Source organism: Cupriavidus oxalaticus (assembly GCF_004768545.1).
GTDB lineage: Bacteria > Pseudomonadota > Gammaproteobacteria > Burkholderiales > Burkholderiaceae > Cupriavidus > Cupriavidus oxalaticus_A.
Genome location: NZ_CP038634.1, coordinates 215,755 through 229,093, shown reverse-complemented (window position 1 = coordinate 229,093; position 13,339 = coordinate 215,755). Strand labels below are relative to the sequence as shown.

Here is a 13,339-nt window from a genome sequence, read left to right as displayed (position 1 = left end):
AGCGATATGCAGCGCACGCAACGATCGGGCCTGGCCTGGCCCTGCCGCAAGGCGTTGTCCCTTGGAGGGCTGCTGCTCGCCCTGGCGGCGGCGCCGGCCTACGCGCAGAAGAGTTTCGCCACGCCCGAGGCGGCAATGAACGCATTCGGCGAAGCGGTTGCCACCAGCGACGACGCCGCCATGAAGTCGCTGCTCGGCGCCCGCTATACCGACCTGATCCCGCCGGTCGGCGCCGAGATCCGCTACAGGTTCCTTGAGGCATGGCACCAGTCGCACGCAATCCGACCCGACGGGCCAGACCGCGCCCGCATTGCCGCGGGCAATGACGGCTGGACCATGCCGGTGCCGCTGGTGAAGACTGCCAAGGGCTGGCATTTCGACACGCGCGCCGGCGTCGATGAGATGCGCCTGCGCCGCATCGGCCGCAACGAACTGTCGGTGATGCAGACCTTGCTCGCCGTGTGCGACGCGCAGAACGAATATGCGCAGCTGATGCGCCAGGACCGCGGCGTGACAGCGTACGCCTCGAAGCTGGTCAGCTCGCCCGGCAAGCACGATGGCCTGTACTGGCCAACGCGCCCCGGCGAACCGGAAAGCCCGCTGGGCCCCGCCTTTCTCAGCGCGGAGCATCGCAGCGCGCCGGGCGCGGGCTACCATGGCTACCGCTACCGGCTGCTGACGTCGCAGGGCGCGCACGCGCCGGGCGGCAAGTATGACTATGTCGTCGATGGCAAGCTCTTTGGCGGGTTTGCGGTGATCGCCTGGCCGCTGCGGTACGGGGATACCGGCGTCAAGAGCTTCATGGTGAGCCACGACGGCCGCGTCTACGAGCGCGACCTGGGTCCGGACAGTGCGGCAAGGGCCGCTGCGATCCGGTCCTTCGACCCCGGCCCGGGGTGGACCGAGGTCAAGCCATGACGCCCCGGGCGGCGGAATGTCCGTCGCCCTTGTACCAACAGCGGAGGTGATCCATGTCCGTTCTCATGCTCAGCAACATCGATGCCGGCGTCACCGACGAAGAAATCGGCGCCTTCCTGGTGAAGTACGGCTTCCCGGAATACAACAGCATCGAACATATGGAAGGCGACGGCACCCGGCCCGCGGTCAGGCTGACCTTCGACACGCTCGACGACGAGACCCTGGACAAGCTCAAGGGCCGCATCCACCAGATGTTCTGGCACGGCCACAAGGTCAGCGCACTGGTCATGCGGGATCGCTTCAGCTGAAGCGGGCGTCACTTCGCGGCCATCGGCCCGTGCGGCCGCCCGTACTGCTAATCCGCCCGGTTGAGCTTGCGATACTGGTTGAAGTGCCGCACCGCCTTCTCGAAGTGCCCCAGTTCATGATGCAGCCGCGCGGCGTTGTAATGTGCATCCGCATCGCCGGGCGCAAGCGCAATGCAGCGATCGTAGGCCGCCAGCGCCGACTGCGGCGCACCAATATCTTCCAGCGCGACGCCCAGGTTGAAATGCAGCTGCGGCGCGTCCGGCAGCCAGCCCAGTGCGCCTTCATAGAGCGCGATCGCGTCGTCGAAGCGCTGCTGGTCCGACAGCAGGCAGCCCAGGTTCAGGTAGGCGTCCAGCATGCCGGGCGCCAGCGACAGCGCGCGCCGGTAGCCGGCTTCCGCGGCGACGGCATCGACGGGCTCGAGCGCCTGCGCGCGCGCAAAGGCTTGGCCGGCCGCTGTTTCGCCGGCGGCGGCACGCGCCAGTTCCACCACGCGCACATCGTCCGGCGCCGGCTCGAATTCCATCAGCCGCTGCCCGCTCTCCACCAGCCACGCGCCATGCCGGTCGCGCACCGAGACCTTGCCGCTGCTGGCGGACATGCGCATGCCTGACAGGTGCCGGTCCGGCGCCAGCCGTTCGAGCCGCTGCAGCGCCCGCAGGATCTGCGCCGGTGCCACGCGTGCCTGGTGCAGCGAGGCCGCGGTGCGGATCAGCACCACGTCCTGGAACGAGAACACATGCTCGCCGCGCGGACCGCGCGCGGGCGTGACCAGCCCGGCGCTGACCAGGCTGCCGATCAGCCGGCGCGATACGCCCAGGCGCGCCTCCAGCGCCCGCGTGGTCAGGCCTTCGCCGCGGTTCACGCCGATTTCTTCGCGGTGCGCCGGATCGGCGTGGGCGCTGCCGGCGTTGCGGCGCGCTTGCCGGGACGGCGGGCGGACGCCGTTTCCGCGGCGGCCTTGCCCTTGGCCGCAGGCGCTCCCTTCTTCGACAGGCTGGCGCGCAGTGCATCCATCAGGTCGATGACCTCGCCGCCGGCGGCAACCTCGGCCGGCTCCGGCGACACGATCTGCTTGCCGGCGATCTTGGCGTCGATGGCGGCGAGAACCCTGGCCTTCTCTTCGTCCTTGTACTGGGCCGGGTCGTACTGGTCTTCCGATGCCTGCTCGATCAGCTGGACCGCGAGTTTCAGCTCGGCATCCGAGACCGCCACCTCATCGATATGCAGTTCCGCGATATTGCGCACTTCATCGGCGAACAGCAGCTGCTGGAACACCAGCCCGCCTTCGACCGGCCGGATCTGCACGATATGCGACTTGCCCTTGGCGGCCCACTTGGCGATGGCGCAGCGCCCGGTCCTGGCCATGGCTTCGCGCAGCAGGCTGTAAGGCTTGCCGCCGCGCTTGTCCGGCGCGATGAAATAGGCCTTGTCGTAGTACAGCGGATCGACGCTTCGCTCGGGAATGAACGCGACGATATCGACCATGTGGCTGGCGCTTTCTTCCAGCGCCTTGAGCTCGTCGGGAGAGAAGGTCACGAAGCGGCCCTTCTCGAATTCATAGCCCTTGACCATGTCGGCCCGCTCGACCACCTCCTGCGTCTGCTCGGAGATGTACTGCTGCTTCAGGCGCGAGCCTTCCTTGCTCAGCAGGTTGAAGCGCACCGCCGAGCTGGTTTCGGTGGCCGTGTAGAGCTTGACGGGGATCGATACTAGGCCGAAGGAGAGGGACAGCGAGGCGAGGGATCGGGCAGGCATGGAAGTCTCCGCAATGCAGTACGGCTGGAATCAGCTTAAGCGCTCGATGGCGGCGGTCAAAGTCTGGCGGCTGTCCCAATAGGACTGCCACGGGTCGGCGACCTGGAAGCTGAGGTACTCGCGGGCATCGCGGATGGTCCACTGTGCGCCACTTTTCAGCTTGCCAAGTTGCTCCCACGACACCGGCATCGAGACCCCGAGCCCCGGCCTGGCCCGCGCCGAGAACGCCGCCGCGGTGGTCTGGGAAAAGCCGTTGCGCAGGTAATCGACAAAAATCCGCCCCTTGCGGTTGGCCGCGCCGGAGCGGGCGGTGAAGCGGCGGGGCAGGGTGGCGGCCAGGTGCTTCACCGCCGCCCGTGAGAATGCCTTGACTTCATCGTACGAGCGGCGCGGCGCCAGCGGCACCACCACATGCAGTCCCTTGCCGCCGCTGGTCTTCAGCCATGCCTGCAGGCCGAGCTCATCGAGCAGCGTGCGCACCAGCATGGCTGCTTCGAGCATCGATTCCCATGGCACGCCTTCGCCGGGATCGAGATCGAAGATGACCCGGTCGGGATGGTCGATATCGCGTGTGGTGGAGTTCCAGGTATGGAACTCCACCACATTCATCTGCGCCGCGGCGACGATGGCTTCGGCCGAGTCGGCCGTCAGCAGCGCGCCGTGGCCGGGCCAGAGCGACGCGGGGCGCTCGGTCAGTCCCGGCATTGCCGTTTCCGCATACTTCTGGAAAAACGTCGGCCCGTCGATGCCTTCCGGCGCGCGCACCAGCGACAAGGGGCGCTCGGCGAGGTGCGGCAGCATCAGGCTGGCGACGCTCTCGTAATAGCGCACCAGTTCGACCTTGGTGAAGCCCCCGGCCTTGTCGATGACGCGCGCGGGGTTGGTGACCTTGATGGCGGCCATGCCATGCGGCGTCACGGCGGTCTGGACCGCTTCGCGCCGGACCGACCCGGCGGGGCGGTCGGTGCGCAGGCCCTTGAAGCAGGCATGGCGGACCTGGCCCTCCGGCGTCCAGTCGGAAAACTCGACCTCCGCCACCAGCGTTGGCTTGACCCATCGCGACACGGCGGGACGGCCACGGCCCCAGCGGCGGCTGCCACGCGCTTCGTTGGCGAACGGGCTGTCGTCGACCTGCAATGCCGCCAGCCGCTTGTGCAGCTTCGCGGCCATCTCGCTGTCCCAGCCGGTGCCGACGCCGCCCACGTAGAGCAGTTCGCCCTTGTTGCCCTCGTCATAGACACCCAGGTGCAGCCTGCCGATTTCAGTCTTCGACCCTTCGCGGTCCGCGAACCCGCCGATGACGAACTCCTGGCGCAGCTTGCACTTGATCTTCAGCCAGGTCTGCGTACGAGCGGAAACGTAGGCCGCATCCGCGCGCTTGAACATCAGGCCTTCCAGGCCGAGCTTGCACGCCGCCTGGAACATCTGCGCGGCAGGCGCATCGAAGGCCTCGCTGAAGCGGACCCGCTCCGTGCCCGTGGCGACCAGCGTGGCCAGCTTTTCGCGGCGCTGCGCCAGCGGCAGGCCGCGCAGGTCGCGGCCTTCCCAGTAAGGCAGGTCGAAGGCAAAGAAGACAATGGCGTCGTGCCGCTGCCCGTCGATGGCGTTCTGCAGCGCATTGAAGTCCGGCATGCCGTCGCGCAGCACGACGATCTCGCCATCGAGCCAGCCTTGCGAGATATCGAGCTTCTCGATCTCGGCGGCCAGCGAGCCGAGCTTGCGGGTCCAGTCATGGCCGTTGCGGGTGAAGAGCGTCACCCGCGCATCGTCGATCCGCGCCAGGATGCGGTAGCCGTCGAACTTGGTTTCGATGATCCAGCCGGTGCCGCCCGGTAGCGTGGGCGAAGGCGTTGCCAGCTGCGGCGCCAGCTTCGCCGGCAGCGGCGCGCGCGGCGCGTGCCTGACCGCCTCGGCCGCGTCGTCAACCAGGCCTTGCCCGGATTCGTTCAATGCGCCCAGTGGCCTGGCGATGACGCTGTCCGGCAGCGCGGCCAGCACATCGAACTCCGACAACGGCCGCGCCCACGCGTCGCGCTTCTTGAAGAGGATCCACTGATCCGACTGGTCGCCCGGCCTGGCGATGCGGACCAGTTCCCAGCGGCCGGCCAGCTTCTCGCCGGACAGGTCGAACACCAGCTTGCCGGCTGCCATGCCCTCACGCGCGTCGCCGACCGGCGCCCACGTGCCGCGGTCCCAGACAATGACCGAGCCGGCGCCGTACTGTTTCGGTGGAATCTCGCCTTCAAAATCCGCATAGTCGAGCGGATGGTCCTCGACATGGATGGCAATGCGCTTTTCGGCAGGGTCGTAGCTGGGTCCCTTGGGCACGGCCCAGCTCAGCAGCACGCCGTCCAGTTCCAGCCGGAAATCGTAGTGCAGGCGGCGGGCCCAGTGCTTCTGCACCACAAAATGCAACGGCTGGCGCAACGGCTGCGCCTTCCCCCTGCGCCGTGTGCCGGCGGGCTCGGGGGTAATGTGGAAATTCCGCTTTTCCTGGTAATCCTGAAGGCTGGCCGGCCGCTCCGCAGCGCGGCGCCTGGCCGTTGTCGCCCTTGGGTTCGTTGCCATAAGACTTCCGCGCCTCAGCCGCGCCACGAGAGCGCCCGCGATTCCAGTCTAGGGGGCGCGCCGGATACGGTGTATCGGGCGGTGTCTTACGTTGGAGGGAAGTGCGTCATCGGGCATTTCGAGGGGGCGCTCCCATCCACGGCCCGCATCGGCCGCCGACCCGGAGCCTGACACACGACCTGTTATGGGATAATCCCCGGTTTGCCCAGGGCGCAGCTCAAGAGGTTGTCCGCACGGGCGCGCGCAGGGCCGTTCATCCCGTGGCCCGCAACCTTTCTGGCGACATTCCTTAGCAAAACAATGCCCACATACCGTTCCAAAACCTCCACCGCCGGCCGCAACATGGCGGGGGCCCGCTCGCTGTGGCGTGCCACCGGCATGAAAGACGACGATTTCAACAAGCCCATCGTCGCGGTGGTCAATTCGTTCACCCAGTTCGTGCCCGGGCACGTGCACCTGAAGGACCTGGGCCAGCTGGTCGCGCGCGAGATCGAGGCAGCCGGCGGCGTGGCCAAGGAATTCAACACCATCGCGGTCGATGACGGCATCGCCATGGGCCACGACGGCATGCTGTACTCGCTGCCCAGCCGCGACATCATTGCCGACTCGGTCGAGTACATGGTCAACGCGCACTGCGCCGATGCCATGGTGTGCATCTCCAACTGCGACAAGATCACCCCGGGCATGCTGATGGCCGCGATGCGCCTCAACATCCCGGTGATCTTCGTCTCCGGCGGCCCGATGGAAGCCGGCAAGACGCGCCTGGCCAATCCCGTCACCAAGGCCGTCGAGTTCAAGAAGCTCGACCTGGTCGACGCCATGGTGATCGCCGCCGACAGCGCCTATTCCGACGCCGACGTGGCCGAGGTGGAGCGCTCGGCGTGCCCGACCTGCGGTTCGTGCTCGGGCATGTTCACGGCCAACTCCATGAACTGCCTGACCGAGGCGCTGGGCCTCTCGCTGCCGGGCAACGGCACCGTGGTGGCAACCCACGCCGACCGCGAGCAACTGTTCAAGCGCGCCGGCAGCCGCATCGTGGAGCTGGCACGCCAGTACTACGAGCAGGAAGACGCGCGCGTGCTGCCGCGCTCGGTGGGCTTCAAGGCGTTCGAGAACGCCATGACGCTGGATATCGCCATGGGCGGCTCGACCAACACCATCCTGCACCTGCTGGCGATCGCGCAGGAAGCGGGCATCGACTTCACCATGGACGACATCGACCGCCTCTCGCGCGTCGTGCCGCAGCTGTGCAAGGTCGCGCCCAACACCAACAAGTACCACATCGAAGACGTGCACCGCGCCGGCGGCATCATGGCGATCCTGGGCGAGCTGGAACGCGCCGGCAAGCTGCATACCGACGTGCCGACGGTCCACGCCCCCTCGCTCAAGGATGCGCTGGAGCAGTGGGACATCGGCCGCACGCAGGACGAAGCGGTCCGCCATTTCTACATGGCCGGCCCCGCCGGCATCCCGACGCAGGTCGCGTTCAGCCAGGACACGCGCTGGCCGAGCCTGGACCTGGACCGCGCCGAGGGCTGCATCCGCTCCTATGAGCATGCGTTCTCCAAGGAAGGCGGCCTGGCCGTGCTGAGGGGCAACATCGCGCTCGACGGCTGCGTGGTGAAGACCGCCGGCGTGGACGAGAGCATCCTGGTGTTCGAGGGCACGGCGCATGTCACCGAGTCGCAGGACGAGGCGGTCGAGAACATCCTGAACGACAAGGTAAAGGCCGGCGACGTGGTGATCGTGCGCTACGAAGGCCCCAAGGGCGGCCCCGGCATGCAGGAAATGCTGTACCCGACCAGCTACATCAAGTCCAAGGGCCTGGGCAAGGCGTGCGCGCTGCTGACCGACGGCCGCTTCTCGGGCGGCACCTCGGGCCTGTCGATCGGCCACTGCTCGCCCGAGGCGGCAGCCGGCGGTGCGATCGGGCTGGTGCGCGACGGCGACAAGATCCGCATCGACATCCCCAACCGCACCATCGACGTGCTGGTGTCCGACGAGGAACTGGCGCGCCGCCGCCAGGAGCAGGACGCCCGCGGCTGGAAGCCGGCCAAGGCGCGTCCGCGCAAGGTGTCGGCCGCGCTGAAGGCCTATGCCAAGCTGGTCATGTCGGCCGACAAGGGCGCCGTGCGCGACCTGTCGCTGCTGGACGACTGACGCCAGGTTGACTGTCGTTCCCGCGCAGGCGGGAACCCGGTGACTTCAACGACGCTGGATTCCCGCCTGCGCGGGAATGACTGAGGTGAATATCACCAGACTCGGGCCGCTCCTCGGAGCGGCCTTTTTTGTGCGCCCAGCATGGGCGCACTCTTGTGGGTGCAAGTCCCACCGTAAGCTGATCACAGCGAACGAAGCGAAGCGCAACTGCGTGAGGGCGACCGAGCGTGGGGAGGAAGCGTGGAGCGTAAATCGTGAGCCGATGAACAAGAACCACATAGAAGGCGCGGCTGAGCAGGGCGAGCGGGCGAGAAACCGCGAAGCTCTTGTGATCAAGGCGAGGCAGCGTAAATGTGGCGGCTGTGCGATGAAGGAGTGCGTTCTTACCTGGGGAGACCTCACCTCGATCCCGAAAGGGTAACGGCGTCGAGCCGGAGTGAGGAGTCAGCAGAGGCCGTAGTAGCCAGAGGACAGACCGGCAAGGTTGGAGCTATTGGCGAAGGGCCGAACGAGAGGAAGTGTCAGAAGCCATGACGATGTTGGAGGCCAGGCGCCAGAAGCCCGCGCGAGCGGGGCGGGACACCGAAGCAAGGGGTGAAGCCCCGGATGGAGTGTGTCGCGGCGAAGCCGAAATCCCGCGGCATGAAACGGACGGCACAGGGTCGGCGCTGCTGGAAGCGGCGCTGACGCGCGAGAACTTGCGGCAGGCGTTCAAACGGGTGCGGGCGAACAAGGGGTCGGCGGGTGTGGACGGGCTGGACATTGACCAGACGTCGCGCAAACTGGCGTCCGAGTGGCCTCGTATCCGTGAGGAACTGCTGCGGGGGACGTACCGGCCCAGTCCGGTACGACGGGTGACGATCCCGAAGGCGGAAGGTGGCGAGCGCGAGCTTGGCATCCCGACGGTGACGGATCGGCTGATCCAGCAGGCGCTGTTGCAAGTCCTGCAACCGCTGCTTGACCCGACCTTCAGCAAGCATAGCTACGGGTTTCGGCCTGGACGGCGGGCACATGATGCGGTGTTAGCCGCTCAGTCGTTCGTGCAGTCGGGCCGTCATGTGGTGGTGGACGTGGACTTGGAGAAGTTCTTCGACCGGGTCAACCACGACATTCTGATCGACCGCCTAAGGCAACGCATCGCCGACGCCGGGATCATCCGGCTGATACGAGCCTACCTGAACGCGGGAATCATGGATGGCGGGGTGGTCATGGAACGGCATCAGGGAACGCCGCAAGGTGGTCCCCTGTCGCCGCTGCTGGCCAACGTCTTGCTAGATGAGGTGGACAAGGAGTTAGAGTGGCGGGGTCACTGCTTCGCGCGGTATGCCGATGACTGCAACGTCTACGTTGGCAGTCGTCGCGCTGGCGAGCGGGTGATGGCTCTGCTACGAAGGCTCTATGACCGCCTCAAGCTGAAAGTTAACGAAGCCAAAAGCGCCGTGGCGCCGGTATTTGGTCGCAAGTTCCTTGGGTATGGCCTATGGCAAGCCCGGGACGGTGTGATCAAACGTGTGGTGGCTGCTAAGCCAATGGCGGCGTTCAAACAGCGTGTCAGGGTACTGACGCGGCGCAATGGTGGGCGCAGCCTCCAAGCCGTAGTCGATCAGTTGCGCCCTTACCTGCTGGGCTGGAAAGCCTACTTCGGGCTGGCGCAGACCTCCAGAATCTGGCGTGAGTTGGACAGCTGGATAAGGCGGCGGCTTCGGGCCTTGCAGCTCAAACAGTGGCGCAGGGGCAAGACTATCCACCGCGAACTGCTTCGCCTGGGGGCCTCACTACCGGTGGCGCAGTCGGTGGCGGCGTTAAGCCGTCGCTGGTGGCACAACAGCCTATCGGCGATTCATCGGGTGCTGACCACTGCCTACTTCGATAGTCTGGGACTGCCCCGTCTCGTCTGACCTCAACCTCTCGAACCGCCCGGTGCGGACCCGCATGCCGGGTGGTGTGGCAGGGGATGCAGCCCGATGGGCTGCCCCCTATGCCGATTGGCTGATTTTCCGGCCCGTATTTGTATCGGCGTATCTGGCATCCACATCCGGATACACAGCGATACAAGACGCCGGATTCCCGACACATTGCGCTTGCCAGCGCCTCCTAGACTCGTGCCTGGTTCGATCACCAGATAGGAGAGAGAGATGTCAAACACCATCGACCTGCCGCGCCGCGGCTTTCTCGGCGCTGCCGCGCTGACGCTGGCCGCCGCGCACGCCGGCCTGGCACAAGCCGCCCGTCCCGAAGCCGGCCTGCCCAAGACCGCGCCGTTGCCGTCGACCACGCCAGGCACCCATACGAAGTTCGCCGCGCTCCGCCAGGTCAATGCCGGCGTGCTCAACGTCGGCTATGCCGAAGCCGGGCCGGCCGACGGCCCGGTCGCGCTGCTGCTGCACGGCTGGCCGTATGACATCCACAGCTTCGTCGACGTAGCGCCGTTGCTGGCGGCACGCGGCTATCGCGTGATCGTTCCCTACCTGCGCGGCTTCGGTTCGACGACCTTCCTGTCGTCCGGCACGATGCGCAACGGACAGCCCTCGGCCATCGCCGCCGACATGATCGCGCTGATGGATGCGCTGCGCATCCCGACCGCCGTGGTCGCCGGCTTCGACTGGGGTGCGCGCACCGCCGCCATCATGGCCGCGCTGTGGCCGGACCGCTGCCGTGCACTGGTCTCGGTCAGTGGCTACCTGATCGGCAACCAGGCCGCCGGCAAGAAGCCGCTGCCGCCCGAGGCAGAACTGCAATGGTGGTACCAGTTCTATTTCGCTACCGACCGTGGCCAGGCTGGCTACCAGCAATACACGCACCAGTTTGCCAAACTGATCTGGAAACTGGCGTCGCCGAAGTGGGAGTTCGACGATGCCACCTTCCATCGCAGCGCCGTGGCGCTCGACAATCCCGACCACGTGGCGATCACCATCCACAACTACCGCTGGCGACAGGGCCTTGCGGCCGGCGAGTCGCACTTCGACGAGTTCGAGAAACGCCTTGCCACGGCGCCTGCGATCAGCGTGCCCACCATCACCATGGAAGCCGACGCGAACGGCGCGCCGCACCCGGCGCCCAGTTCGTATGCGAACAAGTTCACCGGGCGTTATGAGCACCGCCAGCTGGGCGGCAAGATCGGCCACAACCCGCCGCAAGAGGCGCCGGTGGCGTTTGCGCAGGCGGTACTGGACGCCGACAGCCGCTGATGCCCGAGGGGAGGCCGGAACGTTCGCGGCTCCGGCATCCCTTACCGTTTACGCGGGCCGGTCGCTGCACTAATCTGCACGGATGCGGATTCGGTGCTCGCCTTCGTCTCGTGCCGGGAATGCCATCGCGATCGCCCCTGCCATCGCGCTGGCGCTGGCATTCGCGCTTTCGGGTTGCGCTGCCATACCGGCTGCGCCATGCGCGGCCGGAGAACAGGCGGCCATCGGCGAACTGATCTACTTCGGCATGGCAAAGCCCGGCGGCACGGTGTCCGAGGCAGAATGGGATGCCTTTGTGCAAGGCTCCGTGGCACCGCGCTTCCCGGACGGCTTTACGGTCTGGCCGGCTTCCGGCCAATGGCGCGGCGCGGATGGCAAGGCCGTCAGCGAGGCGACACGCGTGCTCAGCCTGGCGCATGCCCCCGACGAACGCAGCGAGGCGGCGGTACGTGCCATCGCCAGCGAGTACAAGGCCCGCTTCCGGCAGGAAGCGATGCTCAGGGTGCGCAGCAACGCCTGTATGTCGTTCTAGGACTTTCCAATCCGTGCCAGCCGCATTTCGATGGTGGACAGCGCATCCTTGTACAGCGAATGCCAGCGATCGGATGGAGCCTCGCCCAGGGGATGCCAGAAGAATTTGAACACGTGGCCGTCATCATCGGCGGTAAGGTGCTCCCAGGTGTCCGGCAGCGGCTGCGATGGCTCGCAGAGGTGCAGCGACCATATCTGCTCTTCATGACCGGATTCCCACAACCCCAGGTCGGCCGTCACTACGCCAGCAATGCCGGACTCCTCGCGCAACTCGCGCACGGCGGCATCCGCCGGCGGTTCACCCGGTTCGATCTTGCCCTTGATGATCTGGAGTCCGGAGAGGGGATGCTCGAATGCCAGGATCTCCAGGCCGTTCGGCGTGCGTCTCAGGACAATCGGACAGGCTTTGTTCGGCTTCATCTGGAAGTCCTTATCAGGAATTGATGCGAACTGTCCGCAGCACCGGCGGCTGCGATCTTCCGGTTGGACCGTCGGATATCGGGAAGAATCCGGCCTTCACACGCTGGCAGCCAGAAACGCAGGCTCGCATGGCGTGTCCGGGGCGCACCGGCTCAATTGACGAGAATATCGGACAGGATGCGTTCCGTACGGGCTGGGCATCGGCGCCGGCGGCGGTACGCCGACGCCCGCGCAGGCCGAAGATGAATCGGTGGTCTACAAGACCAAGGTGGCCGTGACGGCCATGCAGGTTGGCTTCGACCAGCGCACGGCGGGCCAGCAATGGCTGCGCCTGCGTCTCGGTGAACTGTTTGGCCAGTGAGGCGTGCCGCGATGAAACGCCTTATTTCAGCTTTCCCCCTGTTGGCACTGCTGACACTTGCCGGCTGCGGTGGCGACGATGCGCCGGGCAAGACCAGCCCGGGCGCGTCGCGAGCCTGCCGGTCACGGACCTGGAGCCCGGCGCCTACGTCGTCAGCGTTGGCGATGCCGACAATCCCACGGTCGGCAAGTACTATGCCGCCACCGATGGCAGCCGTTTCCCTGCCTGACCGCGCAAGCGGCGGCATGGCGGCATGGCGGCCGCATCCTGAGTGCTTGCGTCACCGGGCTCCGCGGGCAGTCCCGCGGTCCCGGCAGCCTGTGCGAGCGAGCCCATGTGGTGGCGGCGAATGGGGTGTTCGGAAATTGCAGAGGCAGGAATTCTCGCGGGCGGCGATGATAGTCATCGTTACAGACCGCTTTCCGAGCCACCATGCGCGTCCATTTGCAGTCCCCCATGCATATCAGCCTGCAGCGGCTGCTGCTGGCATTTCCGCTGTCGGTCGCGGTCACGCAAGGCAGGGTGGTGGTCAGGCGGCGCGGCTTCGATCGGCTGCTGGTGGCCGGCCAGGAGATGGCGGTCGCGCCGTTCGAAGCCATCGATCTGCATCTGGACGGCAGCGGCGCCCAGCCCGCGGCATGCCATCTCGAACTGCATGGCGTGGTGCCGGCGGCGGCACAGGCGGCGCTGCATCACCGAGTCTCCAAGCGGGTTTTCCTGCAGCCGCAATACGCCTGGAGCGCCGCATTCATCGCCGAACGGCTCGACATTTCCGCAGCACGGGTGCGCCGCACGTTGTTTGCGCAGGGCACGGCACTGACCGACCTGTGCCGGACGCAGCGGCTCATGCGCGTGCTGTTCGAAGCCATGTCGGGGCACGTGGCGACGGCCGACCTGGCGCGCTTTGCGGGCTGGCCCGCCAATAGCGACCTCGACTGCGCCTTCTATGACCGCTTTGGCCTGTCCATGGATGCAGCGCGCCGTCTCGCGCTGCATCACGCCCCGGAACGGCACCGTTCGGTAGCCTGAGCCGAACGACGCGTTCGTTTCGCTGCCGCCCGGCACCCAAGCGCATCTGCCTTCCAGCCCCGCGCGGCTTCCTGGCACTATTGGCTAACCTTTGCCT

11 protein-coding genes are annotated in these 13,339 nt (G+C 66.6%); 7 read left to right on the top strand and 4 right to left on the bottom strand.

Features of this window, described 5'->3' with window-relative positions; translation table 11 throughout:
- Positions 1-6 precede the first annotated feature (6 nt).
- Together E0W60_RS01015 and E0W60_RS01010 are read left to right on the top strand one after the other, a co-directional pair.
- A complete protein-coding gene (locus tag E0W60_RS01015; protein WP_135702725.1) occupies positions 7-918 on the top strand; it encodes a DUF2950 domain-containing protein in 912 nt (303 codons plus the stop codon).
- Between the two features lie 53 nt (positions 919-971).
- Positions 972-1,226: an RNA-binding protein gene (locus E0W60_RS01010; protein WP_133094637.1), complete on the top strand. Its 255-nt coding sequence runs from the start codon at positions 972-974 to the stop codon at positions 1,224-1,226.
- Between the two features lie 47 nt (positions 1,227-1,273).
- Here the strand turns inward: E0W60_RS01010 and E0W60_RS01005 are convergent, their stop codons facing one another.
- From E0W60_RS01005 to ligD, 3 genes are read right to left on the bottom strand one after another with little or no spacing between them, the layout of a single operon-like run.
- On the bottom strand, positions 1,274-2,092 hold the full coding sequence (locus E0W60_RS01005; RefSeq protein WP_135702724.1) for a tetratricopeptide repeat protein: 819 nt from the start codon (positions 2,090-2,092) through the stop codon (positions 1,274-1,276).
- Positions 2,089-2,985 carry a Ku protein gene (locus tag E0W60_RS01000; RefSeq protein ID WP_135702723.1) on the bottom strand — a complete coding sequence of 299 codons (897 nt, stop codon included), beginning with the start codon at positions 2,983-2,985 and terminating at the stop codon, positions 2,089-2,091. Before E0W60_RS01000 ends, E0W60_RS01005 begins: the two co-directional genes overlap by 4 nt.
- A gap of 30 nt (positions 2,986-3,015) precedes the next feature.
- A complete protein-coding gene (gene ligD / locus E0W60_RS00995) occupies positions 3,016-5,553 on the bottom strand; it encodes a DNA ligase D (protein WP_135702722.1) in 2,538 nt (845 codons plus the stop codon).
- A gap of 300 nt (positions 5,554-5,853) precedes the next feature.
- Here ligD and ilvD point away from each other — a divergent pair, with 300 nt between their 5' ends.
- From ilvD to E0W60_RS37415, 4 genes are all read left to right on the top strand, one after another.
- The gene (ilvD, locus tag E0W60_RS00990) at positions 5,854-7,713 is read left to right on the top strand and encodes a dihydroxy-acid dehydratase (protein WP_133094641.1); all 1,860 of its coding nucleotides are present in this window, start codon (positions 5,854-5,856) and stop codon (positions 7,711-7,713) included.
- A gap of 530 nt (positions 7,714-8,243) precedes the next feature.
- Entirely contained in the window at positions 8,244-9,611 is a 1,368-nt protein-coding gene (ltrA, locus tag E0W60_RS00980) for a group II intron reverse transcriptase/maturase (RefSeq protein WP_135702721.1), read from the top strand.
- A 237-nt stretch (positions 9,612-9,848) separates the two neighbouring features.
- A complete protein-coding gene (locus E0W60_RS00975; RefSeq protein ID WP_135702720.1) occupies positions 9,849-10,901 on the top strand; it encodes an alpha/beta fold hydrolase in 1,053 nt (350 codons plus the stop codon).
- A gap of 247 nt (positions 10,902-11,148) precedes the next feature.
- Positions 11,149-11,433: a DUF3574 domain-containing protein gene (locus E0W60_RS37415; RefSeq protein WP_240745795.1), complete on the top strand. Its 285-nt coding sequence runs from the start codon at positions 11,149-11,151 to the stop codon at positions 11,431-11,433.
- Here the strand turns inward: E0W60_RS37415 and E0W60_RS00965 are convergent.
- Positions 11,430-11,852, bottom strand: coding sequence for an NUDIX hydrolase (locus E0W60_RS00965; protein WP_133094644.1), 423 nt, complete (start codon positions 11,850-11,852; stop codon positions 11,430-11,432). The two genes, E0W60_RS37415 and E0W60_RS00965, sit on opposite strands and share 4 nt — an antisense overlap.
- Before the next feature lie 817 nt (positions 11,853-12,669).
- On the opposite strand from E0W60_RS00965, the gene E0W60_RS00950 reads away from it, so the two are divergent.
- Positions 12,670-13,242: an AraC family transcriptional regulator gene (locus E0W60_RS00950; RefSeq protein WP_240745794.1), complete on the top strand. Its 573-nt coding sequence runs from the start codon at positions 12,670-12,672 to the stop codon at positions 13,240-13,242.
- Positions 13,243-13,339 lie beyond the last annotated feature (97 nt).

What these genes read in the sequence shown, in the direction of transcription:
- E0W60_RS01015 (WP_135702725.1), top strand. Translation starts at nt 7, where the DNA reads ATGCAGCGCACGCAACGATCGGGCCTGGCCTGGCCCTGCCGCAAGGCG.
- E0W60_RS01010 (WP_133094637.1), top strand. Translation starts at nt 972, where the DNA reads ATGTCCGTTCTCATGCTCAGCAACATCGATGCCGGCGTCACCGACGAA.
- E0W60_RS01000 (WP_135702723.1), bottom strand. Translation starts at nt 2,985, where the DNA reads ATGCCTGCCCGATCCCTCGCCTCGCTGTCCCTCTCCTTCGGCCTAGTA.
- ligD (WP_135702722.1), bottom strand. Translation starts at nt 5,553, where the DNA reads ATGGCAACGAACCCAAGGGCGACAACGGCCAGGCGCCGCGCTGCGGAG.
- ilvD (WP_133094641.1), top strand. Translation starts at nt 5,854, where the DNA reads ATGCCCACATACCGTTCCAAAACCTCCACCGCCGGCCGCAACATGGCG.
- ltrA (WP_135702721.1), top strand. Translation starts at nt 8,244, where the DNA reads ATGACGATGTTGGAGGCCAGGCGCCAGAAGCCCGCGCGAGCGGGGCGG.
- E0W60_RS00975 (WP_135702720.1), top strand. Translation starts at nt 9,849, where the DNA reads ATGTCAAACACCATCGACCTGCCGCGCCGCGGCTTTCTCGGCGCTGCC.
- E0W60_RS37415 (WP_240745795.1), top strand. Translation starts at nt 11,149, where the DNA reads ATGGCAAAGCCCGGCGGCACGGTGTCCGAGGCAGAATGGGATGCCTTT.
- E0W60_RS00965 (WP_133094644.1), bottom strand. Translation starts at nt 11,852, where the DNA reads ATGAAGCCGAACAAAGCCTGTCCGATTGTCCTGAGACGCACGCCGAAC.
- E0W60_RS00950 (WP_240745794.1), top strand. Translation starts at nt 12,670, where the DNA reads ATGCATATCAGCCTGCAGCGGCTGCTGCTGGCATTTCCGCTGTCGGTC.